The following is a 24450-nucleotide window of genomic DNA, read 5'->3' as shown; positions in this document are numbered from 1 at the left end:
CCCTTGTTGATCCGGCGCGGATCGCCTCTTTTTTCGGCAAGGCAATCAACCGTTCCATCGCTCAGCCGCGGAAAAATGGCAGACTCCCATACATCTTGATGCCCTGTGCCAAGCTGTTTTGCGACTTGATTTTATCTATTTCTATTTGTTTTGACATCGATGCGTAAAGCGTACGAAGCTTTTCTGAGTTGATCAAGCACTATACGGGTGCTCGCAATACAATGGTCCGCCGTCAGGACGCTTGCACCGGCCATCACAATAAAAGATCATCAGGGAATGTTTAAAATATCGTGATGCTTTCCGCGCGCGCTCATGACGGATTTCAATCGGTAGAACTACAGGAATTAAGCTATGCCAGATTTCGGGTCCCTGAAACGCTTTACGACGTTCGGTGCTGTCGTTGTAATCAGTGTCATCTGTCTGATTGCCGCCCTTGTGTGGACAAGCTGGATGCTGCTCCCCTTCGCCTTCTTTGCATTTCTGTCGCTACTTGGGCTGCATGACGTGCGCCAGCCCAGCCATTCCATTCTGCGCAACTATCCGGTCCTGGGACATATGCGATTTCTCTTTGAAGGCATCCGTCCCGAAATTCGCCAATATCTTATCGAGTCCGATCAGGATGAAGAGCCGTTTTCGCGCGACGCGCGCAGCCTCGTGTACCAGCGTGCGAAGGGGCAGGAAGACAAACGCCCCTTTGGCACGCGGTTACGCGTATACGACGCGGGATATGCCTGGGTCACGCATTCCGTTATCCCAATACATATTGAAGACACTGATTTCAGAACAAAAATTGGCGGCGACGCCTGCAAGAAGCCCTACAGCGCCTCGCTTTACAATATCTCTGCGATGAGTTTCGGATCGCTGTCGGGAAATGCCATTGAGGCATTGAACACCGGGGCCCGGATCGGCGGGTTTGCACATGATACAGGCGAAGGGTCTGTCAGCCGATACCACAAGGCGGGCGGCGGTGATCTGATTTATCAGGTCGCGTCGGGGTATTTCGGATGTCGGGCTGAGGACGGGACTTTCGACCCCGGGAAATTCGAGGAAACCGCGTCGCTGGATCAGGTAAAGATGATCGAGCTCAAGCTCTCTCAGGGCGCCAAGCCCGGGCATGGCGGTATGTTGCCCGCCTCCAAGATCAGCCCCGAGATCGCAGAAGCACGCGGTGTTCCAATGGGAAAGGATTGCGTCTCTCCGGCGGCCCACTCGGCCTTCTCGACGCCAATCGAAATGATGGAGTTTATCGGTCAGCTGCGTGATCTGTCGGGCGGCAAGCCGGTCGGATTTAAACTTTGCATCGGACACCGGCGCGAATTCATGTGCATGGTCAAGGCGATGCTGGAAACGGGCATCATACCTGATTTCATCGTCGTGGACGGAACAGAAGGTGGCACGGGCGCTGCCCCGGTGGAGTTTTCAAACCATATCGGTATGCCGATGGTCGAGGGTCTTACCTTCGTACACAATACGCTGCGGGGCGCAGGCATTCGCGATCAGGTGAAAATCGGCGCCGCGGGAAAGGTCGTCTCTTCTTTCGACATCGCGCGGGCACTGGCTTTGGGTGCAGATTGGTGCAATTCGGCCCGCGGGTTCATGTTCGCGGTTGGTTGCATTCAGGCGCAGGCCTGCCACACCAATCATTGCCCGGTCGGCGTGGCCACCCAGGACCCGGTGCGGTCCCGTGCGCTCGATGTGGGATCGAAAAGCAAACGGGTGGCGCGTTTCCACGAAAACACCCTGAAAGCACTGGGCGAAATCACCGGCGCGGCGGGTCTCTCCCATCCGGGAGATTTCATGCCGCAGCACCTTATGGTGCGTTTGGGAGACAAGGAAATGGCCGAAGGCAGCGACGCCTATCCTTACCTGCCCGAGGGGTTCTTGCTGACCAAAAAGGGCGATGTCGGGCCCGATTACCGCAAACGCTGGGCACGCGCCAATTCAGCCAGCTTCGCCCCGCCCGCCTGACGCAGAAAGGGCACCCAGTGGATGCCCTTCCCGCTCACAGTCCGTCATTGCTGATCAGGTGGCTGGGTCGGCCAGCGCATCGGCAAGTGCCGCCTCGAAGATGGCAAGACCTTCGTTGATGATCTCATCAGACGCCGTCAGCGGCACCATGATGCGCAAGGCGTTGCCATGCATGCCACAGCCCAAGAGGATCAATCCGCGCTTCAGCGCATGCGCGCAAATGGATTTCACCAGCGCGGCATCCGGGGTTGCGGTGTCAAAATCCGTCACGAATTCCACTGCCAGCATCGCACCAAGGCCGCGGATGTCCCACATTCTGTAGGGGGCGACGCGCGCCCCGATTTCGGCGAAGCGAGTCCGGAAATGCGCACCCAGCGCCAGCGACCGTGCAAGAAGTCCTTCGCTTTCAATGGCTTCAATTGCCGCAAGCGCCGCCGCGCAAGCAACCGGGTTCCCCCCGTAAGTGCCGCCCAGACCGCCCGGTGCCATCGCGTCCATGACATCGGCACGCCCAATCACACCCGCGATCGGATAGCCGCCGGCCATGGATTTTGCGACGGTGATCAGGTCTGGCACAACGCCGGAATGTTCAATGGCGAACCACGTGCCGGTGCGGCCGAACCCCGCCTGAATTTCATCGGAAATCAGCAGGATGCCATGTTGATCGCAGATCTCGCGCAGCGCGCGCATCATCTCGAAGGGCACCGGCGTGTAGCCACCTTCGCCGAGCACAGGCTCGATGATGATGGCGGCGATGCGGTCGGGTTGCGCATCGGTCAGGAAAAGATTTTGCAGGCCGGTCAAGGCGTCTTCGACGGAGATGCCGTCACGCACGCTCGGAAATGGTGCGCGGAAGATATCTGACGGGAAGGGACCGACGTCTTTCTTGTAGGGGCTGATCTTGCCGGTCATGCCCAGCGTCAGCAAGGTACGGCCATGATAGCCCCCGGTGAAGGCGATAACCCCGGGCCGCCCCGTGGCCGCGCGCGCAATCTTGACAGCGTTTTCCACGGCTTCCGCACCGGTGGTCACAAGCAGGGATTTCTTGGCGTGATCGCCCGGGGCAAGGCTGTTCAGCTTTTCGGCCAGCGCCACGTAAGACTCGTAAGGGACCACCTGGAAAGACGTATGTGTAAACTTGTCCTCCTGTGCCTTGGCGGCGGCAATGACCGCCGGGTGACGATGGCCGGTATTCAAGACCGCGATACCGCCCGCGAAATCGATGTAGCGTTTGCCTTCGACGTCCCAGAGTTCGGCATTTTCGGCGTGGTCGGCAAAAACAGGCGCGGCAGAGGCGACGCCACGGGCAACGGCAGCTTCCCGGCGCGCCAGCAGGGCCGCGTTAGACTGCTCTTCTGGTGTCGTCGATACGACGGCGATCTTCCGCGGCTTCGTCGCGCGCGGCTTGCGCGGTTTTTTTGCCGCGGGTTTGGATGCTTTTTCTGTCGCAGGGGTGGCCATGGAGGGAATCCTTCGATTCAGGGACAAGGTGTTTAAAATCTCGATACGCCGTTTAATTTAATTGTCAATCGTGATTCTGCACCTACCAGAGTAACGTCTCGCTCGGGTCATCAGAAAAAGATTGTGACTTCTGTCTGCGTGCTGTCTAAAAACCCGAGTAAAACCAATACGTCACACGAACGACGAGGAAACGACCCCTTGGACATCGGACACAGACTGCGTGCAATTCGCAAAAAACGCGGACTTTCCCAGCGGGAACTTGCCACCCGCGCTGGCCTGACCAATGGCACTATTTCTCTGATCGAACAGAATAAGACAAGCCCATCGGTTGCGTCGCTCAAAAGCCTGCTGGATGCGATCCAGATCTCCATGGCAGAATTTTTTGCCACGATCGAGGAACCAACGCAGAGTAAATACTTCTATACCGCCAGCGAATTCACCGAGATCGCCCCGCCCGAACTGGAGGGCATGCCTGCCCAGCTTTTGTCGCTGCGGCAATTGGGGAATGCGCAGGATCATTCACTGCAGGTTTTGCACGAACGCTATGCTCCGGGGGCCGATACAGGGCCCGAACTGCTGATCCATGAAGCCGAAGAGGCCGGTGTCGTTATCCGGGGCCGGATCGAGATCACGGTCGATGACGAAGTCAGCACGTTGGGACCGGGCGATGGCTACCTGTTCAACAGCCGACTGCCGCACAGGTTTCGCAATATCGGTGACGAAGAATGCGAGATCATCAGCGCCTGCACACCGCCCAGTTTCTGACACCATAACCCCGGCCGCGTTATCGCAACCGGGGTCATGTGTCTCTTGGCTTCCATCCGCCTGGCAAGGCGGTATTCGGGCAACCGAAATGACCAACGATGGTCAGGCGATTACGGGCTTTCGTCAGTCACCATCATCGCCACGTTCGCCGTTGCGCTCCTTCGTCAGAATGAGAACAATCAGCGCAACCACAGTCAGAATGGAGAGCCCGAAAACAAACAGGTCAGTCGACATGCCGGGTTCCTTTCTTCAGTGTTCACGGGGGAAACGCCACCGCGGGGCGCATTGTTCCATAGAATCCTTGCGCTTTAGTAATCGTGAACGGACTTCACGCGGTGCGGCACCGGGAAGACCGTTTTCAGTGTATGCACATGATCATCCGCGCAGACCTCCACCGTGGCGTTCAATTGCCGCGCAAAGGCGTTGATGAGCTGACTGCCCAGTCCGGTGCCCTCTGCCTCGTCCAACGTCTTGCCAATACTGTTGGAAATCGTGAACACGGCCGTTTCCGCATCGCTTTGCTTTAGCGAAATCGACAAGTGCGCCTGGTCTTCAGGGTTTGAAACCCCAATGTATTTCATCGCGTTGGTAACGGTTTCCGACACCAGTAGCGTGAGCGGAGCGGCATCATCCGTATCCAGTTGCACGGCTTCATAGGACTGTTCAATCTTCACCGAGGACCCAGCTGGCAAGCCCACGACCAAAAGCTGCCCGACGATCTCTTCCACGAGAGCGCCGGCGTCCACGCGTTCCACTCCATCACTTTGATAGAGGTTCTTGTGAACGGTTGCGAGGCTGAGGATACGTTCCTGAAGGCGCTTAAGGACGAACCTTGCATCCTCCGACTGGGCGCGGCGGATCTGCATGTTCATGATCGATGAAATCAGTTGCAGGTTGTTCTTGACCCGGTGGTGCACTTCCTTGAGCAGGATGTTCTTTTCGCGCAGGGAGTCTTCGAGCGACGCTTCATCGCGAATGATCGATTCCGCCATACCCATGAAAACCCGCTGTATTTCAACGAACTCGCGCGGCACCCCCTGCCCCATGGTCGACTGTGGTATGGACCGGTTGTAGGCGAATATCCGCATCTGGCGCCCCAGCTTGCGGATGTAGCGGATCGCCAGGCGGTTAATGGCCCAGAAAGCCACGACAAGGCTGGCGAGCCACATCAACACAGGCAGAAAAACACTGAGCGTTCCGGTCTGGTGCACGCTGGCCAGTATTTCCTGCCGCTGCCAGATGCTCATCGCGTAGGCGACCCCCGGCACAATCGGAACCACGGAATAGACGCGCTCTTCTCCTTCCGTGTTCACGTCCTCGAACACAGCCGGTTTCGCGGTCGCCAGTGTTTTAAGACTGCGGTTTTGCGGCAGATCAGACTGCGTGACCAAGCGCGCCCTGTCGGACACGATCACCTCGCCGGCGGAGGTGAAGATCAGCAGATCCGAGGGGGTCAGTTCCACCGGCGGGTCACGTTGATCGCGCAGCACCGACAGGGGCACCGACAGGGTCATGAAACCTGCAAAGATGTCGCCATCGAAAAACGGGTGCGTCATCACCAGCACCGGTTGGCGGCTGACCGGACCTGTCCTGCTGAGCGTAACGGCGCGTTCAGGGGCATCCATGGCGTTGTCAAAATCCGGATAGGCGCTGAAATCGTATCGGCCACCATCGGAGGAGCAGGTCATCACGCCATCTGCAGGCAAAAAACCCACCAGTGAATACCTGTCGGAGGCGGTTTTATAGCTGCGCAAAAAGTTGACGCAGGCTTCTGTATCATCCCCGAACAATCGCACGATCGAACTGAGCGCCTCGGCGGCGCCAAATCCCTCCTGGATAACGGTACGCTCTGCACCCGAGGCTTGCTCGGTCAACCCGATCAGGGACAGTTCGGTCGTGACTTCGGCCTGCCGCGCGATTTCGCGGGTCTGAACAACCGCTATCAGGCCGAACGGCAGCAACGCGAGCGACAAAAAAATCAGGACGCGGAAGGCGAGACCCCGAAAGATGTCGCCGTCCAGAAAACCACCAGTCATGTTTAGAAGGACGCGGCCTTGGACGCTGTCAGCACCGACATGGTTGCATCATCCGTCATTTCCAGCGAATCGTCATCCTCTAGGTGCATCAGTTCAGACAGACGTTGCCGGGCCCTGTTGGTGCGGCTTTTGATCGTGCCAACCGCCACGCCACACATATCCGCAGCTTCCTCGTAGGAAAATCCGGAGGCCCCGACCAGCAAAAGCGCTTCGCGTTGCTCATCGCTCAACTGCGCGAACGCTTCTCGGAAATCCGTCATCTGCAGTCGGCCATCATGCGCCGGTTTTTCCGCGAGCGCCTCGGTATGAGTGCCGTCAACATCGGCCACTTCCCGCTTCGCTTTTCTTCTGGACGAATAATAGGTGTTGCGCAGGATCGTGAACAGCCATGCGCGCATGTTGGTGCCGACCTGGAATTTGTCGATGTTTGTCCAGGCCTTGACGAGGGTGTCCTGCACCATGTCATCCGCCGTCGCACCGTTACGCGTCAGGCTGATGGCGAAGGCACGCATCGCCGGAAGGTGCTCTACGAGGGCATCGCGAGGGTCAGGATCGCTCATTTCTGCGATCCTTTAGACTGCTCTTGCTGTTTCAATGCGTTCAGCAGCTCCTTGAACCGATCCGGGACACCTTCATCCAGCGCTTCCTCGTAAACGCGCTTTAAATTCTCATCAATCACGCTTTCGCGTTTCCTGTTCGCACTTGATTGAGCCATACTGCCGCTAATTCCCCGAGAAGGTTAAAAATATCCCACCTGCGTCGGAACCAAACTCGTAACCGGGGGTTTGGTTCCAAGAAAAGTGAAAAAAGGAAGATTTCTCATGTCGGATGCTACAGCAAACCGTGACATCAGCGCAGAGCTCGGAGACATTCTGCCGTTTCTGCGCCGCTTTGCACGTGCCATGACCGGCAGTCAGGACAGCGGTGACCGGTTCGCCGCTGCCGCATTGGAAGCAATTCTCGCCGACCGCTCCGTCCTGGATGGCGTGTCCGTGAAAACGGGCGTTTTCCGCGTGCTCTACGGTATCTGGTCCAGCGCGGGGGCCCCGATTGACGATGGCGAAAGCGGGCTCAAGGCGCGCGCTCAAAAGCATCTCGCGCGGTTGACTGCCAATAGCCGGGAAGCGCTCTTGCTGCACAGCATCGAGGGTTTCACCTTCGGAGAGATCGCCAGCATCATCGGCATCGATCAGGCCGAGGCGGAAGAGCTGGTGACAATTGCGCGGCGCGAAATGGCAGACGCTGTTTCCGGCTCCGTCATGATTATCGAGGACGAGGCGATCATCGCCATGGACATTGAGAACATCGTCTCCGAGATGGGGCACCGAGTAACCGGCGTCGCGCGCACGCGCGACGAGGCGGTGAAACTGGGCGCGGCGGACACGCCCGATCTAATTCTTGCGGATATTCAACTGGCCGACAATTCTTCGGGCATTGACGCTGTGAATGACCTGATGAGCAAGCTGGGCGACCGTCCGGTAATCTTTATCACCGCTTTCCCGGAGCGCCTTCTGACAGGCGACAAGCACGAACCCGCCTTCCTGATTTCAAAACCCTATACCGAGGATCAGGTCGTCTCCGCGGTTAGTCAGGCGATGTTCTTCTCCTCCACCGAAACGCTGAAGGCGTGATGCTGCAGAACGAAAAACCCCGCCGGATCGGCGGGGTTTGTCTTGCCATCAGGATTTGGCAATTGATCGCAGCATCCATGCCGCTTTTTCGTGGAAGGCGGCGCGCCCTGTCGCCAGATCTTCGGTCACCGGGTCGCCGTGTTCACCTGACAGTTTGATCAGAGCGTGCAGTCGGTGAGCAACGCGCTCGTGATCTGCCGCCAGGTCTTCGCACATCTCGCCCGTGGAGGCGGGCGCTTCTTCATCCTGAACCACGGAATTGGCGACGATGGACGACAGTGTCGACGGGGCCAGTTGACCCAGCGCGCGGATGCGCTCGGCAATCTCGTCAGCCGCTTCGAACAGGTTCTCGTATTGCTCTTCGGTCAGGTTGTGCACCGAGAAGAACAAGGGACCCTCAACATTCCAGTGAGCGGCATGTGTCTTGAAGATCAGGCGGTAGGTATCCGCCAGCGCGTTCTCCAAGCCCTTTGCCATCGCTTCGGCATCCTTGACGCCGGTACTGATGTCACTTGTTTCGGGGACGACATTTAAAGCGCTTGTCATGATATCTCTCCTATTTATTCAGCTGTAGGAGAAACAGCAGAGGCCCCGCATATGTTCCATATGTCACCGGGGGCGTGACGGTCTGCCGCAGTTACTCCGCCACCTCCGCAGTCTGCACATCGGTGATCACCGGGTCGGGCTGGCGCGCAGGCTCTGCGGCGCGCTGCTTTTCGATTTCCGCGTTCAGTGCTGCCCCCAGCAAAACGAGAAACGCGCTGATCCACAGCCAGATCAACATCGCGATGACCGCGCCGATGGATCCGTAGACTTCGTTATAATTCCCGAAATGCGCCACGTAATACGAAAAGGCGATGGAGAGGACGGCCCACGAGGTTCCGGCCATCACGGCGCCCGGGGTCAGCCAACCGATCCTGATGCCCTTGCGATTGGGTCCAAACCGGTAGAGCAAGCCAATACCTGCGAATATCACCACGATTGCAACGCTCCAGCGCAGGAACTCGATGATGATGCTGGTAATGCCACCCAAGGGGATAAACGACAACGCGATGGGCGCAACCACCACGGTCACCAGAGACACGACGCCCACGCCCAGCAGACAGACCGTGAGGATCAGGGCGCGCAGATAGTGTTTGAGCGTCGCCCTCCCCTTCTTGTCATACACCAGGTTAAGCCCGTGCATCATCGAGCCGACACCGGCCCGGGCAGACCATAACGCCACACCCAGCGATACCGCCCCTGCCCAGCCCAGAGTATCCGAACTGGTACTGACAAGACCGACGATCTGGGTATTGAGAATGTTGTAAACCGCGTCCGGCATCAGGCCCCGCACCTCCTCCAGCTGCACAATCACGACCGAAGGGTTGGCAATCAGGCTCAGAACAGCGATCAGCGCGGCCAGTGCCGGGAAAACGGAGAGCATGGAATAAAAAGCAACCCCGGCCGCAATCAGGCCGAGGTTGTTACGCGAAATATGCGCAAATGTTGCGATGCCGATCGATTTAACAGCGGAAAAGTTCATAGACCTTTCCTACCATATCATACGGCCGCTTTCGAGGATCGTGGCCCGATCAGCAACCAGATCACGAAGCCCACGATGGGCAGCACAAGTACGAGCAGAATCCACAGGACCTTCTTACCCGTGGTCACGCTGGCGCCTGCAATCGAAACAATGGCCCAGATATTCAGGGCCAGTACGATCAAGCCCCCGATTCCCGCATACTCAAACATGATGAACTCCTTTTTCTGTGTCAGGGAGCGAACGCGGTTGCCCCGCCATTTGTTCCACTACCCCCGTTGTTTTTCAGGCAGCTCGTCGCGGACCTGACCCCATGCCATCAGTGTGAAGATCGCTGTGCCGCCTATGATATTGCCGGCGAGAACGGGCAGGAAGAAGCCACCAATCGCACCGGTGGCGGTGATATCTCCCATCCATACCAAGACCGCCATTTCGACAGAGCCTGCCACGATGTGAGTAAAATCACCGGCTGCGATCAACCAAGTGAAAACCAGAATAAGAAGGAACTTTGCACTATCAGCCTGCGGCAGCATCCAGACGATAAGGGCCACGATCACTCCTGCCGGGATGGCGCGCCAGAAGGAAGCATTAGCACCCATGCCCGTCGCGTGGTGGGACAGGTCAACAACGGCGACCATCACCTCGGGCGCAATCGCCGGTGTGAACACGAAAAGGGCCGCCACGGCGAAGGCGCCTATCACGTTTGCGGTCATGACAATTGCCCAGAGGCGCATCATGCAGCCGAAAGCGTACCACGTACGCTCCACCATCACCGGCAGAACCGTGGTGATCGTGTTTTCGGTAAAAAGCTGCATACGGCCCATGATGACGGCTAGAAATCCAAGAGAATAGCCAAGATTTTCAATGAGATAACTGCTATTACTCGGGGGCAGATAGGTCCTGAAAATCGCCTCTCCCAATACCGAGAGGCTGATCATCACGCCCGCCGCGATGCCCGACCAGATCAGCGATCGTTTGGGGCGGGCCATCTCCTCCTCGCCTTCACGCCGGATCACCTCGTAGATCAGTTTCGGTGCCAGAGCGGTAGCTTCCTGAACGGAGGCTTCTTCCTTTTGCTCTTCTTGTATCGAAGTGGTCTTGTTCATAGTTCCTCCAGAAAACATCCCGAATGCCGACGCAGCTTGACACTCAACCCGGTTGCGCCTGAATGGGTTCCGAGATCATTTTACGAATGGAACACATATGCCAGCCTTTTCGTCTGACCAGATGTCAGATATCCGCGCCCGGTTTGCTCATGTGGAAAGCTGCCCGTTTCAGGGGCCGCGTATCTTTTTCGAAAACGCTGGTGGTGCCCTGACCCTGAAATCCGTGGTCGAAACCTCGGCGATGTTTGCCGCAATCCCGGATAATCAGGGGCGCGACAACCCCGCCGCCAATGCACTGGTTGACCTGATAAACCGCGCGAAAAAGGATATGGCCACCTTCTTCAACCCCGACGGCGGCCAGTTCTTTGTAGGGGAAAGCGGCACGGAACTGACGTTCAGATTGATCCGGACGGCGGTTATGGGGTCCGATCCGGTCGGCGCGGTCATCGGTTCCACGGTGGAGCATCCCGCCTCGCGCTCTGCCGCCACACACTGGGCCGCGATGGCGGGCAAGGAGTATATCTGCGTCCCGCATGATAATGCGGCAGGTTCTGTCAGCGCGGAGGCCTATGCGGCCCGGATGTCACCGGATGTGCGCGTTGCCACGATCCTGCATACCTCCCCCGTTTCCGGCATCGCGAACGATGTGGCCGCAATTTCCGCCGCCATCAGACTGGTAGCGCCCGACGCCTACATTTTCGTCGACGGAATCCAGCACGCAAGTCATGGGCACATCGACATTGGTGCCTATGATATCGATGGCTACGTCGTGTCACCCTACAAGGTGTTTTCGCGTCATGGCTATGGTGTGGCCTGGGTCTCTGAACGCATGACGGACCTGCCGTTGGAGCAATTGACAGACGGACCCCGCGCCAATTGGGAAATGGGCACACGCGACACCGGCGCTTATGCGACCTTTTCCGATGTGGTGAATTACCTTGACTGGCTTGGCACGCACCACAGCGACAGCCCGGACCCCCGCGCCCGTATCGAAGCCGCTGGCGCCGCAATCCACGCCCATGAACAGGAACTTGCCCAGGCGATGTTGTACGGCACAGGCAACCTGCCCGGTCTAGCGGAGCTGCCGGGTGTGACCATTCTGGGTGGCGCCGACAATCCGGCGCGCGAGGGTTTGGTTTGTTTCGCGCTGGAGCACATCGCCGCCGCTGACATCGTGTCAAGGCTGAACGCACAGTGCATTCGCACACATATTCGCAAGGCAGATCACTACTCCGGGAACATTCTGACACCACTGGGCCTAGGATCGGCCGTGCGCGTTTCCTTATGCCACTATAACAGCCTTGAGGAGGTCGGCGTGTTCCTCGCGGCCATGAAGGAAATTGCTGCCTGACATATAATTGCGCTGAATGCGTGGGGCGGCATTGCCATTCTGCGCATCTGCTTCAACACTGGTGCCATGACGACCTTGCTTCGAACCGCCATTGATGCCAAGCGCGATGACCTTGTCGCCCTTACCTGCGACCTGATCCGCATCCCGACGCTCAACCCGCCGGGTGAAAACTACCGCGACATCTGCGAGTATCTGGACAAGCGGCTGTCGGCGCATGGTTTTGAAACCCGGCTGATCCGGGCTTTCGGCACCCCGGGCGACAGCGATAAGTACCCACGCTGGAACATCGTCGCCCGGAGAGAAGGCCGGGCGCCCGGTGACTGCGTGCACTTCAACAGCCACACGGACGTCGTCGAAGTTGGCCGCGGCTGGACAGTGGACCCGTTCGGGGCCGTCGAGCAGGACGGGAAGATCTACGGGCGTGGGGCCTGCGACATGAAGGGCGGGCTTGCCGCCTCTATCATCGCGGTCGAGGCCTTTATCGAATCCCATGGCGATTTTACCGGCGCCATTGAAATCTCGGGAACCGCGGACGAGGAATCAGGTGGCTATGGCGGTGTCGCCTATCTGGCCGAGCAGGGATATTTCAATCCCGAGCGGGTCCAGCATGTCATCATTCCCGAACCGCTGAACAAGGATCGCATCTGTTTGGGTCACCGGGGCGGATGGTGGGCGGAGATTGAAACCAAGGGTGAAATCGCCCATGGCTCCATGCCTTTTCTCGGCGATTGCGCGGTGCGTCACATGGGCGCTGTTATCGGCGCGTTCGAAGACAAACTCTTCCCGGCGATGGCAGCGCGGCACACGGATATGCCCGTGGTGCCCGAAGGCGCGCGTCAATCCACGATGAACATCAACTCCATCCACGGCGGTCAGCCGGAACAGGCCGAAGACTTCACCGGCCTGCCGGCACATTGTGTGCCCGACAGCTGCCGCATTGTGATTGATCGCCGATTTCTTGTCGAAGAGCCGCTGGAGCAGGTACGAGACGAAGTCACGGCGCTGTTGGAAGAGCTGAAAGCGTCACGCGCCGATTTCGACTACGAGCTGACCGAGCTGAACAGCGTTCTGCCGTCCATGACCGACCGCGATGCACCGATTGTGCAGACGGTCGCCCGCGCGATCGAGGATGTGATGGGCAAAACGCCGGAATATGTCGCCTCGCCCGGTACTTACGACCAAAAGCACATCGACCGGATCGGCAGGCTGAAGAATTGCATCGCCTATGGGCCCGGCATTCTGGAACTGGCGCATAAACCGGATGAATACGTGGGCATCGACGACATGATGGACAGCGCGCAGGTGATGGGCCGCACTCTTGTGACACTGTTGACCGAGCAGGGCTAACCCGAGACCGGGATATCGATATTGTCGATCAGGCGCACCCCGGCCAGCCACGCCGCGGCAAAGAGCCGGGCCGGTTCCGTCGGACGCTCCAGCAGGGACAGCGTTGCACAGGAGCGCAGTTCGAAATAGTCGATATCGGTGAAGCCCGCCGCGTCCAGCGACGCCATTGCCTCCGCCTGCAAAGCTGAAAACTCCGCGCCTTGCCGCAGGCTGTCGGCGACCTGCTGCATGATCTCGTGCAGGCGCTGCGCCTTGATCCGCGCGCGGTCCGAAAGCAGCAGGTTGCGCGACGACATCGCCAGCCCGTCCTCCTCGCGGATTGTCGGGCATCCGACAACATCGACAGGAAGATCCAGATCACGCGCCACCCGGCGCACGACCATCAGTTGCTGGAAATCCTTCTCGCCGAAGAATGCCTTGTCTGCCGATGTCTGCGTGAAAAGCTTGGTGACCACGGTCGCGACACCGTCAAAATGCCCCGGCCGGTGCGCACCGCAGAGCACGTCGGTCATCGCCCCTACCGACACGTTCGTGGCAAACCCATCGGGATAGATTTGCGACACGTCAGGCACATAGATCGCATCGACCTCGAACCGCGCCAGCTTGCGCGCGTCTTCGGTTTCGGTGCGCGGGTAATTGTCGAGATCCGAAACCTGGTTGAACTGCCGGGGGTTCACAAAGATTGTGACGATCACACGATCACACGCGGCCTTGGCGGCGGCCACAAGGCTTAGGTGCCCGTCGTGCAGCGCGCCCATGGTCGGGACGACCCCAATGGTGTCATCCGAGCGGTGCCAGTCGCGTGTTGCCCTGCGCAGTTCCGCGAGTGTGCGCACAAAGGGCGCGGTCATTTGGTCGCTTTGCGCGCGGGTGCCTCATCCGCGAAAACATGCTCTGGCCCCGGAAACCGCCGGGCGCGCACGTCCTCGGCATAGGCCGCAACAGCCTCGGTACCTGCCGCGCCAAGATCGGCATAGCGTTTCACAAATTTGGCTTTGAATGCGGTGAACAGGCCAAGCATGTCATCGACCACCAGAATCTGCCCGTCACATCCGGCCGATGCCCCGATGCCAATGGTCGGGATATCGATCTGTGCCGTGATCCTGTCGGCCAGGCCCTGCGGCACTTTTTCAAGCACTATGGCAAAGGCTCCCGCCGCGGTCACGGCGGTCGCATCCTGCATCAGAATATCCGCCTGCGCGCCGCGGCCCTGAACCGTGTACCCCCCCAGCGTGTTGATCGATTGCGGCGTCAGCCCCACGTGCGCCATCACCGGAATCCCGCGCCTGACAAGAAAGTCGATTGTCGGCGCCATGTGCTGACCACCTTCAAGCTTGACGGCACCGGCGCTGGTCTCGCGCATCAGGCGCGCGGCGTTCTCAAAGGCCTGTGCTGGCCCCTGCTCGTAACTGCCAAACGGCATGTCGATGACCATCATGGCCTGTTGCAGGCCGCGCGCCACCGCCTGCCCGTGCAGGATCATCATGTCCATCGTCACTTCGAGGGTCGAGGGCAGACCGTGCAACACCATTCCCACGCTGTCCCCCACAAGCACGAAGTCACAATGCGCATCCATCATCTGTGCCATCGGTGTGGTGTAGGCTGTCAGACTGACCAGTGGCGCCCCGCCTTTGCGCGCCTTGATGTCGGTGGGCATCGGGGCTTTTTTCCTCGCGGTGGCGCTCATGTTCCACGGTCCTTTGGTCTGGTTTGCCAGCCAGATACCAACCAAACCGGTGAAAATCCATGCCAAACCTTGATCCCCGCCCTTGATTGCCCCGAGGTTTGTTGTGACACTTCCCCGACAGATGGCACCGCGCCGGTGCCGCGTCCGCAGACGGAGGATTTACATGTCGACGTTCAAAAATACCTTTCTGGCAGCTATCCTGACAACGCTTGGTGTCACGGCATCCGCGCAGACCGACATCACAGTCGCACTCCAGCTCGAACCTCCGCACCTCGACCCGACATCGGCGGCAGCCGGCGCAATCGACTCCGTCCTCTACGCAAACGTCTTCGAGGGGCTCACCCGGTTCATGGCTGATGGATCAGTTGTGCCCGGGCTGGCCAAAAGCTGGGAAATATCAGATGACGGGCTGACCTATACCTTCTCTCTGCAGGAGGGGGTCATGTTCCATGATGGCACCACGATGGATGCCGAGGACGTTAAGTTCTCGCTGGACCGAATTATTGCCGAAGACAGCGCGAACGCCCAAAAAGCGCTCTATACAGCCATTTCGAACGTCGAAGTTGTGGACCCCCTGACAGTCAGGATCACCCTGAGCGAACAGAACGGCAATATGCTGTTTAACCTTGCATGGGGTGACGCGGTGATCGTTGCGCCCGAAAGCATCGAAACGATCAAGCAGAAGCCCATCGGTACCGGAGCCTTCAAGTTCGTTGAATGGGTGCAAAGCGACAAGATCGAACTGGTCCGCAACGCCGACTACTGGGGCACACCGGCGAAACTGGAGGCGGCGACTTTCAAGTTCATCTCGGACCCGACCGCGGCCTTTGCGGCGCTGATGGCCGAGGATGTAGACTATTTTGCCTCCTTCCCCGCGCCCGAAAATCTGCCGCAGTTTGAGGCTGATCCGCGTTTTCAGGTGCTGGTCGGATCAACCGAAGGGGAGACGATCCTGTCCACCAACAACAAGCTGCCGCCCTTTGACAATCCGCTTGTCCGGCAGGCCGTGGCCCATGCCATCGATCGTCAGGCCATTATCGACGGTGCGATGTTTGGCTACGGCACCCCCATCGGGACGCATTTCGCGCCGCACAACCCGGCCTACAGGGACCTGACCGGCCAATCGGAGTACAACCCCGATAAGGCCAGGGCGCTGCTGGCGGAAGCGGGGCTTGCAGACGGGTTTGAAACGACCCTTTACCTGCCCCCGCCCTCCTATGCCCGTCGCGGCGGCGAGATTGTCGCGGCACAGCTGGCAGAGGTCGGCATCACCGCGAAAATAAACAACGTCGAATGGGCGCAATGGCTCGAATCGGTGTTTCGCGGCAAGGATTTCGGTCTGACCATCATCAGCCATACCGAGCCGATGGACATCGGCATTTACGCCAATCCGGACTATTACTTCCAATATGACAACCCGGATTTCCAAGCGCTCATCACCAAGCTGAACAGCACAACCGACCCGGACATACGGGGCCGGATGATGGGCGACGCGCAGCAGATGATCGCCGACGACTACGTGAACGGCTACCTGTTCCAGCTTGCATATCTCTCCGTGGCGAGGGCGAATCTGCAAGGCATCTGGACAAACGCACCGACGCAGGCGACGGACCTTACGGCGGTCAGCTGGGCCGAATAGCTGCGAATGAGATGCCTGTCGGAGGCGTCCGCATTTGTATCAGCCCGAGCAATGGCTGACCGGATTTAGACAATTCCGGTCCGGCAATGTGCGATTATATTGATCGCACAGTTTGTTCCCGATTTTCAGAGTGAGACAAAACTCGACCTGAGACGAATTATCGCGAAAGATCTGCTTAATTTCTGTGCAGTGTCTTGCAAACTTTCTACCTGAACGTGTATACTTCTTGGGTCGACCACTGAAATAGGCAAAGCTGCTAATAACTTCTGTCACTCGTTATTCTGCTCGAAAGGAGACTGCCTTGACCAACCTCGAACAGCGCGCCTCTCTACTGGAAAAACAGATCGAAACAGCCTCGCAGAAGGAACGTCTGGAACTCCAGCCTCAAATCGACCGGGTCATCGCAACACTGAGCGCCCATGGCAAGAGCGTTCCGCCACGCCTGCGACGCCTCAACAATGCGCTGAAAGAAGAAGCCTTCGAAGACATGTTCGACAATATGCCGGTGTGATCCGCTGATCGCGCCGGTTCGAAACAGGCGGAACACCTGACCTATCGAGCAGGTAGTGTGCCTCCCACGAGGGGAAAATTGACACGGGATCATGACGCCGTACCCACGTCACCTCAGCCGGTTTTCCCCTCACCTAATTGCGCCCCCGCCACGCCTCTGACGCAGAAGGAATCGCACCCGGTTCCTGATCTCATCGCGCACAGGTCCATCGCGCGGTGGGTCGCGCAGGGTGGTGAACCAATGCTCCGGCGGGTTCTTACCACGCCTATTGCCTTCAAATGTCAGCCCGCGCAGAACAGCCTCCGCCGCGGCCGGCAATCTTTGCGGAATTTCTTGCCGGTTGAGCGTCGCCCAGACACCTGTCCACAGACGTCCGACGGACCAGGGGTTGTACCCGCCGCCGCCCAGCACCAATAACCGTGGCGCAAGCCCCATCAAGGCACGCAGAACAGCCCAATGCGCGTTATTGGACAGGTTCAGATGCGCAAGCGGATCTTCTTCGACACCATCGGCACCGCACAGGAAGACAATCGCCTCCGGCTCGAACGCCGCAGCCTGCGGCACGACCAGCCGGTCGCGGATATAGGCCATTTCGCTATCGTTCAGACCGCGCGGCACGGGCAGGTTGATCGCCGATCCTCCGGCCGTGTCCTCCAGCGGGCCGGTTCGCGGCCACAGCCGTTCCTCATGCGTGGAAATCATCAGGCAATCAGGATCACCGTGAAAAGCGACTGCCACACCGTCACAATGATGTGCGTCGATATCAATGTAGACGATCCGACGAACACCGTTGCGACGCAGGCTCAGCATCGCCAGCACCGGGTCGTTGAGGTAGCAGAACCCGTTTGCCCGGTCCGGCATGCCGTGATGTGTGCCCCCCGGGGGATTGTAGATGACACCGCCGTCGCGCAACAATTCTCCCGCCAGCAACGAGCCCCCCGCCGCCGTGGCGGGGCGACGAAAGATCTCCGGATAAACCGGATTGGTGACCGACCCGAGGTCGTGACGGGTTGTGTCCTGTGGTGTCGCGATCTGGCTGGCTTCGACGCGCTGCAACGCATCGATGTAATCGGGCGTATGCCAGACCGTCAGCGCCTTGGGCTTGGCGCGCGGTGCGGTGATGAACTGGTCGGACGGCAGCCAGCCCAGGGCGCGTGACAGGTCCATGACCGTGCTGACACGGGGCACCCGCAGCGGATGCCAGCGCCCATAACTTGAGTGGCGAAAGATTTCGGCCCCGATGAAACGCGGTTTGTCCATGGCTTCTGACGTAAACCATTGCCCACAATCAACAACCCCTCTGGACCCGGCAGAAGGCACCGCCTAACCTCGCAGCAATGCTGCGTTACATGCTCAAACGTCTGGTCTCGCTTGTTCTCAGCCTTGCTGTTGCTTCGCTGATCATCTTTGCCGTGATCGAGATTGCACCGGGTGATCCCGCCTCCTTCATGCTCGGGATCAATGCCCAGCCCGAGACGCTGGCCGCGCTGCGTGCAGAACTCGGCTTGGATGTCTCCAAGGCTCAGCGCTACGTTGCGTGGGTCGGTGGTATGCTGACAGGCGACTTTGGCACCTCCTACACCTATCGCACGCCGGTTGCCGGGATGGTGGCGGACCGCATCGGCGTGTCCATTCCGCTTGCACTTTATGCCCTGGTCCTGTCTGTCGTGATCGCATTTCCCGCAGGGCTTTATGCGGCGGCGCGGCGCGGTCGCGCCGGTGATCTGGGTGTCATGGGGGCAACACAGCTCGGCGTGGCCGTGCCGAACTTCTGGTTCGCGATGATGCTTGTGCTGACTTTCGCGATCAACCTGCGCTGGTTTTCCGCAGGCGGCTTTCCGGGCTGGGACGATGGTGTTTTCGCCGCGCTCAAATCCCTTACCCTGCCCGCGATCGCACTGGCGCTGCCGCAGGCGGCGATCCTCACCCGGGTGATGCGGTCCGCCCTTCTCGATGTTCTGGGAGAGGATTTCATGCGGACCGCCCGCGCCAAAGGCTTGTCCGAGCGCCAGACACTCTGGCGGCACGGTTTGCGCAATGCGCTGATCCCGGTGCTAACGATCATCGGGCTGCAGTTCTCCTTCCTCTTTGCGGGCACCATTATCATCGAACAGGTGTTCTACCTGCCGGGGCTCGGGCGCCTGATCTTCCAGTCCATTTCGGCGCGCGACCTGATCGTTGTTGAATCGGTGGTGATGCTGGTGGTTTTCGGGGTGATCGTGATCAATTTCCTTGTCGATCTCGCCTATGCCGTCGTAGACCCCCGCCTGCGAGCACGCGCATGAGCAAAACCCTCATTCTCGGCGCCGGACTGTCCGCTCTGTTCATCCTGCTTGCGCTTGTGTCGCTGGTCTGGACGCCCTTTGATCACACGACCCTCGATATTCCCGGCAAACTGCAGACACCGGGCGGCACGCACCTTCTGGGAACCGATCACCTGGGGCGCGACATCTTCAGCATGATCATGGTGGGCGCCCGCACGTCAATTGCCGTGGCGCTCGTCGCGCTTGGCATTGGTTTGTGTTTTGGCATTCCACTGGGGCTGGTGGCCGCGATGCACCGGGGCGGCTGGCTGGATGAACTCATCATGCGCGGCAACGATATCGTGTTTGCCTTCCCCCTGCTGGTCATGGCGATCCTGATCACCGCAGTCTTCGGGCCGTCGGCGACCAACGCGATCATCGCATTCGGTATTTTCAACATCCCCGTATTTGCCCGCGTCACCCGCGGCGGCGCCCTGCCCTTGTGGGAACGCGAATTCATCCTCGCGGCGCGGGTTGCCGGGAAGACACGCGCGCATATCTCGGTCGAACACATCCTGCCCAACGTGCTGAACCTGCTGATCGTGCAGGGCACCATCCAGTTCGCGCTTGGCATTCAGGTCGAGGCCGCGCTGTCCTTCGTAGGTCTCGGTGTGCAGCCGCCGACACCCTCGCTGGGGCGCATGCTGGCGGACGCGCAGACAATGGTGGGATTTGCTCCTCATCTGGCGATCTTTCCGGGCCTGGCGATAATCGGGATCGTGCTGGGACTGAACCTGCTGGGCGACGGCCTGCGCGATGCGCTCGATCCGCGATTGCAGAGACGCCGCGGATGAAACTGCTAGAGGTCGAAAACCTGTCGCTGAAAATCCGCGACGCCGATATTCTCCGGGACGTGACCCTGTCACTCGATCAAAGTGACATCCTCGCCATCACCGGCGAAAGTGGCTCCGGTAAATCCATGACGGCGCTTGCGATCATGCGCCTGTTGCCACATGGGGCACAGGCGACCGGGCGGATACATCTGGCCGGTACGGATCTCGCGAGGCTGTCGGAAACCGACATGTGCGATTTGCGCGGCAATGACATCGGGATGATCTTTCAGGAACCGATGACCGCGCTCAACCCTGTGCACACCATCGGTCGCCAGGTGACCGAGACAATCCGCATTCACACCGGGGCATCGCCCGCCGAAGCAGAAACCCGCGCCAGGGAAGTAATGACCCGCGTCGGGCTTCCGCCCGACCGCTTTCCGCTCAGCCGCCATCCGCACGCGCTTTCCGGCGGACAACGCCAGCGTGTGGTGATCGCCATGGCCATTGCGCTGCGGCCGAAACTGCTGATCGCAGATGAACCGACGACCGCGCTGGATGTCACGACGCAGGCGCAGATCCTCGATCTGCTCAGGGACCTCGTCGCCGATTTCGGGATGGGGCTGATCATGATCACCCATGACCTTGCAGTTGTCGCCGATATGGCCAGCCATATCGCCGTGATGCGCGGCGGCGAAATCGTAGAGACCGGCCGCACCGCGGCTTTGCTGCGTGACATGCGCCACCCCTATACCCGGATGCTGTTCGAGGCGTCTTCGCACGAAGTTGCCTTGCCGGTGCCCCCGGCCCCGCAACCGCTGTTGACGGTGTCGGACGTGCACCGCAGCTACCGCCTGCCCCGCCGCAAACTCTTTGAACGACCCGAGACCTTCAAAGCCGTTGACGGCGTGAGCTTCACGCTGATGCGGGGTGAGCGGCTCGGCCTTGTGGGGGAAAGCGGCTGCGGAAAATCCACCCTGACCCGCACGATCCTGGGCCTTGACCCGCCGCAGGCGGGGACAATCCTGCTGGACGGCGCTCCGGTCACCATGCAGGGCCGCCCAAATCCGGACGTGCGCCGCCGCATACAGGTGGTGTTTCAGGATCCCTTTGGCAGCTTCAACCCGCGCCACCGCGTCGCCCGCCTGATCACCGAGCCGTTTCACCTGTTGGCCGACCCGCCGCAGGGGGCCGCACGACAGGATGCGATTGCGCAAGCTCTCACTGCCGTTGGCCTGCAACCCGACGACGCCACGCGGCACATTCACGAGTTTTCCGGCGGGCAGCGACAACGCATTGCCATTGCGCGGGCGCTGATCATTCGGCCCGAACTGATCCTGTTCGACGAGGCCGTCTCCGCGCTCGATGTCTCTGTCCGGGCGCAAATTCTCGATCTGATCGCCGCGCTGTGCCGCGTCTACGGCCTGACCTACCTTTTTGTATCGCACGACCTGAGCGTGGTACGCTCGGTTACCGATCGGGTCATGGTCATGCAGTCAGGCAGGATCGTTGAGGAGGGCCGCACCGAAGCCGTTTTTTCGGACCCGCAACATCCCTACACCCGGCAGCTTATCGCGGCCGCCCCGAAACTGCCCGACATCGAGGCGCTGCAAAGGGACGTCACCCATGCATGAGATAATGTACACGGCTGACAGGATCAGGCATCTGCCGAAAGAATTGGCCGATGTCTGAGATCGTCCTGCGCCCCATCAACAAAGCCGATCATGCCGAAGACGCCCTTGATCTTGCGCAACGCGCGGCGGATTACGTGATCCTTGAAGTCGGGCATGCCCCGGACGCGGCCTTTATCAACGACTTTTTCGACGCGGTACCGCCGGGACTGACCACGGCGGACCTTATGACCTTCGGCGTCATGCAGGAACAGGCGATGACGGGCATCGTCTGCATCGCCGAAGGCTACGAACTGCCGACCGACTGGTGGATCGGCCTGGTGCTGCTCGATCCCGCCTACCGTGGCAGCGGCATCGGCCGAACTGTGCTACACTTGATCAAGACGAAGGCCCGCAGGGCGCGGATGACGATGCTCAAGCTGGCCGTGTTGGAAGCAAACCCGCGCGCGATGCACTTCTGGACGCGGGAAGGCTTTGTCCCCCATCGTTATGCCCCCGCCACGCCGCAAAGCGATGGGCATAACCGGTGGGTTCTGAAATACCAGCTTTAGGGAGGCCATTGTGAGACTGACAGGTAAAACGGCAATCGTGACAGGCAGTGCTTCCGGCTTTGGCGCGGGTATCGCCCGCAAATTCACATCCGAAGGCGCCCGGGTCATGGTCGCCGATCTGAACGCTGACGGCGCGCAGAGCCTTGCCGAACAACTGGGCGATCACGCCCTTTCACACCATGTCGATGTCGCGGATGGCGCATCCGTGACCGCAATGACGGATGCTGCGCTGAAAAAATGGGGCCATGTCGATATCCTGGTCAACAACGCCGGTGTCACGCATTTGCCGACCGCGCTTGAGGACGTCACGGAAGCCGATTTCGACAGGGTCATGGCCGTGAACATGAAGTCGGTTTACCTGACGGCCCGTGCCCTCGTGCCGCACATGAAAGACGAAGCCGCCGGCGCAATATTGAACATCGCATCGACCGCCGGTGTTTGCCCCCGGCCCCGGCTGAACTGGTACAATGCCTCCAAGGGCTGGATGATCACCGCGACAAAGGCGATGGCGGTCGAGCTGGCCCCGCACGGCATCCGCGTCAACGCGCTGAACCCGGTGGCGGGCGAAACGCCACTGCTGAAATCGTTCATGGGTGAAGACACGCCGGAAATGCGCAAGAAATTCCTCGCCACGATACCGCTGGGGCGCTTTTCGACGCCTCAGGACATCGGCAATGCCGCTTGCTTTCTGTGCTCGGACGAGGCTTCTATGATCACCGGCACAGCTGTGGAAGTCGATGGAGGCCGCTGCATATGATCCCGGTAAACCTTGCTGAGAAGCTGGCTCAGTTCACGACGCATTGGGACCCTCATGTTGTCGCGGATTATAACGACAACGACGTCATGGTGGTACGGTTTCAGGGTGAATTCCCTTATCATCTGCATGACGACACCGATGATTTCTTTCTGGTGCTTGACGGCGAGATGATGATGGACCTCGAAGATGCCTCGCACTGGGTGAAAGCAGGCGAGCTGTTTGTCGTTCCCAAGGGGGTAACCCACAGGCCGCGTGCCTCCGCAGAATGCAAGGTGCTGCTGATTGAACCCAAGGGTGTGCCCAATACCGGCGATCCGGCCACCGCCGCCCCCAAGCCACGGATCTGAACGGTGTTGATCCCGACCGGCAAGGCACACCCCTTCTATCGGCTTTTCCGACCTGATCCGGACATCCGATGATGACACCCGGCCCGCGCAACCTGATCACCGATATTGATGGTCTCAAAGTTGGCAACGCGCAGGATGCGATGTTGAAATCCGGATGTACGGTGGTGACGGCGGACACCCCTTTTGTGGCGTCGGTGCACGTCATGGGCGGGGCCCCGGGCACACGGGAGACAGATTTGCTGGCGCCTGATAAGTCAGTCTCCGAAGTCGACGCGCTGGTGCTGTCCGGCGGGTCCGCCTACGGGCTCGATGCATGCTCTGGCGTGGTAGACGGGTTGCGCAAGCAGGGGCGTGGCTTTCGGGTCGGCTCCGCAATCGTGCCGATTGTTCCGGGCGCGATCCTCTTCGACCTCTTGAACGGTGGCCGGAAAGACTGGACTGACAATCCCTACCCGGCACTGGGCCGGGCAGCGCTGGCGACGGCTTCCGCCGACTTCGCCCTTGGATCGGTTGGCGCGGGCACGGGTGCCTTGACCGCCATGCTCAAGGGCGGTTTGGGGTCAGCCTCTTTGCAACTGGAAGATGGCACCATGGTGGGCGCCTTGGTGGCCGCCAACCCGCTTGGTTCTGTCACCACACCGGGGGATCGCTTCTTTTACGCGGCACCTTATGAAATTGGCAATGAATTTGGCGGGCTGGGACCGGACCCCGCAACCGGGCAGGGGCGCGATCTGACAAGCCGCAAGCGCGAACTCGTCGCCGCCAGCACCAACACCACTCTTGCCATCGTCGCGACCGATGCCCGGCTGACCAAAGCGCAGTGCCACCGGATGTCCGTTGCTGCCCATGATGGCATCGCGCGCGCTTGTGTTCCGGCCCATTCTCCCGGCGATGGCGATCTTGTCTTTGCGCTGTCAACCGGCGCGCAGCCAGTCGCCGATGCGGGCCTCGTGGGCCACGCCGCCGCCCTGTGCCTGACCCGGGCCATCGGGCGCGCCGTCTTTGAGGCAACGCGGGAGCCGGGCGATCTGATGCCAAGCTGGCAAACGCTCAACGGCTGACGACGG

At 59.7% G+C, this 24450-nt stretch carries 25 protein-coding genes; 14 read left to right on the top strand and 11 right to left on the bottom strand.

The window, feature by feature from the left end:
• The first annotated feature begins 351 nt into the window (after positions 1-351).
• Positions 352-1968, top strand: coding sequence for an FMN-binding glutamate synthase family protein (locus tag KX928_RS11205; RefSeq protein WP_219501963.1), 1617 nt, complete (start codon positions 352-354; stop codon positions 1966-1968).
• 54 nt (positions 1969-2022) lie between these two features.
• On the opposite strand, the gene gabT is transcribed toward KX928_RS11205, so the two are convergent.
• The gene (gabT, locus tag KX928_RS11200) at positions 2023-3429 is read right to left on the bottom strand and encodes a 4-aminobutyrate--2-oxoglutarate transaminase (RefSeq protein ID WP_219501962.1); all 1407 of its coding nucleotides are present in this window, start codon (positions 3427-3429) and stop codon (positions 2023-2025) included.
• A gap of 198 nt (positions 3430-3627) precedes the next feature.
• Between gabT and KX928_RS11195 the strand changes: the two genes are divergently transcribed.
• A complete protein-coding gene (locus tag KX928_RS11195) occupies positions 3628-4194 on the top strand; it encodes a cupin domain-containing protein (protein ID WP_219501960.1) in 567 nt (188 codons plus the stop codon).
• A gap of 308 nt (positions 4195-4502) precedes the next feature.
• Here KX928_RS11195 and KX928_RS11190 read toward each other — a convergent pair whose 3' ends face one another.
• From KX928_RS11190 to KX928_RS11180, 3 genes are read right to left on the bottom strand one after another with little or no spacing between them, the layout of a single operon-like run.
• Complete coding sequence (locus KX928_RS11190) at positions 4503-6230, bottom strand: sensor histidine kinase (RefSeq protein ID WP_219501959.1); 1728 nt, start codon at positions 6228-6230, stop codon at positions 4503-4505.
• A 2-nt stretch (positions 6231-6232) separates the two neighbouring features.
• The gene (locus KX928_RS11185) at positions 6233-6790 is read right to left on the bottom strand and encodes an RNA polymerase sigma factor (protein WP_219501957.1); all 558 of its coding nucleotides are present in this window, start codon (positions 6788-6790) and stop codon (positions 6233-6235) included.
• Positions 6787-6909, bottom strand: coding sequence for a NepR family anti-sigma factor (locus KX928_RS11180; protein WP_308342292.1), 123 nt, complete (start codon positions 6907-6909; stop codon positions 6787-6789). Before KX928_RS11180 ends, KX928_RS11185 begins: the two co-directional genes overlap by 4 nt.
• A 142-nt stretch (positions 6910-7051) precedes the next feature.
• On the opposite strand from KX928_RS11180, the gene KX928_RS11175 reads away from it, so the two are divergent.
• Entirely contained in the window at positions 7052-7861 is an 810-nt protein-coding gene (locus KX928_RS11175; protein ID WP_219501953.1) for a response regulator, read from the top strand.
• A 48-nt stretch (positions 7862-7909) separates the two neighbouring features.
• On the opposite strand, the gene KX928_RS11170 is transcribed toward KX928_RS11175, so the two are convergent.
• The 4 genes from KX928_RS11170 to KX928_RS11155 all read right to left on the bottom strand — a co-directional run bounded on the left by KX928_RS11170 (position 7910) and on the right by KX928_RS11155 (position 10489).
• A complete protein-coding gene (locus tag KX928_RS11170) occupies positions 7910-8407 on the bottom strand; it encodes a Dps family protein (protein WP_219501952.1) in 498 nt (165 codons plus the stop codon).
• Between the two features lie 91 nt (positions 8408-8498).
• Positions 8499-9386: a YihY/virulence factor BrkB family protein gene (locus KX928_RS11165; RefSeq protein ID WP_219501951.1), complete on the bottom strand. Its 888-nt coding sequence runs from the start codon at positions 9384-9386 to the stop codon at positions 8499-8501.
• 17 nt (positions 9387-9403) lie between these two features.
• A complete protein-coding gene (locus tag KX928_RS11160) occupies positions 9404-9595 on the bottom strand; it encodes a PLDc N-terminal domain-containing protein (protein WP_219501950.1) in 192 nt (63 codons plus the stop codon).
• Between the two features lie 57 nt (positions 9596-9652).
• On the bottom strand, positions 9653-10489 hold the full coding sequence (locus KX928_RS11155) for a formate/nitrite transporter family protein (RefSeq protein ID WP_257883663.1): 837 nt from the start codon (positions 10487-10489) through the stop codon (positions 9653-9655).
• Between the two features lie 97 nt (positions 10490-10586).
• On the opposite strand from KX928_RS11155, the gene KX928_RS11150 reads away from it, so the two are divergent.
• Both KX928_RS11150 and KX928_RS11145 read left to right on the top strand, forming a co-directional pair.
• Positions 10587-11840, top strand: coding sequence for an aminotransferase class V-fold PLP-dependent enzyme (locus KX928_RS11150; protein WP_219501948.1), 1254 nt, complete (start codon positions 10587-10589; stop codon positions 11838-11840).
• Between the two features lie 66 nt (positions 11841-11906).
• Complete coding sequence (locus tag KX928_RS11145) at positions 11907-13187, top strand: acetylornithine deacetylase/succinyl-diaminopimelate desuccinylase family protein (protein ID WP_219501947.1); 1281 nt, start codon at positions 11907-11909, stop codon at positions 13185-13187.
• On the opposite strand, the gene panC is transcribed toward KX928_RS11145, so the two are convergent.
• Together panC and panB are read right to left on the bottom strand one after the other, a co-directional pair.
• Positions 13184-14038: a pantoate--beta-alanine ligase gene (panC, locus tag KX928_RS11140; RefSeq protein ID WP_219501946.1), complete on the bottom strand. Its 855-nt coding sequence runs from the start codon at positions 14036-14038 to the stop codon at positions 13184-13186. The genes KX928_RS11145 and panC overlap by 4 nt on opposite strands.
• Positions 14035-14874, bottom strand: coding sequence for a 3-methyl-2-oxobutanoate hydroxymethyltransferase (panB, locus tag KX928_RS11135; RefSeq protein ID WP_219501944.1), 840 nt, complete (start codon positions 14872-14874; stop codon positions 14035-14037). Before panB ends, panC begins: the two co-directional genes overlap by 4 nt.
• Before the next feature lie 163 nt (positions 14875-15037).
• On the opposite strand from panB, the gene KX928_RS11130 reads away from it, so the two are divergent.
• Both KX928_RS11130 and KX928_RS11125 read left to right on the top strand, forming a co-directional pair.
• Positions 15038-16513: an ABC transporter substrate-binding protein gene (locus KX928_RS11130; protein WP_219501943.1), complete on the top strand. Its 1476-nt coding sequence runs from the start codon at positions 15038-15040 to the stop codon at positions 16511-16513.
• Between the two features lie 301 nt (positions 16514-16814).
• The gene (locus KX928_RS11125; protein ID WP_219501941.1) at positions 16815-17024 is read left to right on the top strand and encodes a hypothetical protein; all 210 of its coding nucleotides are present in this window, start codon (positions 16815-16817) and stop codon (positions 17022-17024) included.
• Between the two features lie 129 nt (positions 17025-17153).
• On the opposite strand, the gene KX928_RS11120 is transcribed toward KX928_RS11125, so the two are convergent.
• Positions 17154-18284, bottom strand: coding sequence for an acetoin utilization protein AcuC (locus tag KX928_RS11120; RefSeq protein WP_219501939.1), 1131 nt, complete (start codon positions 18282-18284; stop codon positions 17154-17156).
• 77 nt (positions 18285-18361) lie between these two features.
• On the opposite strand from KX928_RS11120, the gene KX928_RS11115 reads away from it, so the two are divergent.
• The 7 genes from KX928_RS11115 to KX928_RS11085 all read left to right on the top strand — a co-directional run bounded on the left by KX928_RS11115 (position 18362) and on the right by KX928_RS11085 (position 24444).
• Complete coding sequence (locus KX928_RS11115; RefSeq protein ID WP_219501934.1) at positions 18362-19309, top strand: ABC transporter permease; 948 nt, start codon at positions 18362-18364, stop codon at positions 19307-19309.
• Positions 19306-20121, top strand: coding sequence for an ABC transporter permease (locus KX928_RS11110; RefSeq protein ID WP_219501932.1), 816 nt, complete (start codon positions 19306-19308; stop codon positions 20119-20121). Before KX928_RS11115 ends, KX928_RS11110 begins: the two co-directional genes overlap by 4 nt.
• Positions 20118-21731: an ABC transporter ATP-binding protein gene (locus tag KX928_RS11105; RefSeq protein ID WP_219501931.1), complete on the top strand. Its 1614-nt coding sequence runs from the start codon at positions 20118-20120 to the stop codon at positions 21729-21731. Before KX928_RS11110 ends, KX928_RS11105 begins: the two co-directional genes overlap by 4 nt.
• A gap of 50 nt (positions 21732-21781) precedes the next feature.
• The gene (locus KX928_RS11100) at positions 21782-22279 is read left to right on the top strand and encodes a GNAT family N-acetyltransferase (protein ID WP_219501930.1); all 498 of its coding nucleotides are present in this window, start codon (positions 21782-21784) and stop codon (positions 22277-22279) included.
• A gap of 10 nt (positions 22280-22289) precedes the next feature.
• Positions 22290-23036, top strand: coding sequence for an SDR family oxidoreductase (locus KX928_RS11095; RefSeq protein ID WP_219501929.1), 747 nt, complete (start codon positions 22290-22292; stop codon positions 23034-23036).
• The gene (locus KX928_RS11090; protein WP_219501928.1) at positions 23033-23383 is read left to right on the top strand and encodes a cupin domain-containing protein; all 351 of its coding nucleotides are present in this window, start codon (positions 23033-23035) and stop codon (positions 23381-23383) included. Before KX928_RS11095 ends, KX928_RS11090 begins: the two co-directional genes overlap by 4 nt.
• Before the next feature lie 71 nt (positions 23384-23454).
• Positions 23455-24444, top strand: a complete 990-nt coding sequence (locus KX928_RS11085) for a P1 family peptidase (RefSeq protein WP_219502151.1) — start codon at positions 23455-23457, stop codon at positions 24442-24444.
• Positions 24445-24450 lie beyond the last annotated feature (6 nt).

The organism is Roseobacter insulae (assembly GCF_019375555.1).
Lineage (GTDB): Bacteria > Pseudomonadota > Alphaproteobacteria > Rhodobacterales > Rhodobacteraceae > Roseobacter > Roseobacter insulae.
Note: the sequence above shows the minus strand (reverse complement) of the source record. Positions and strands in the feature narration are given on the sequence as shown.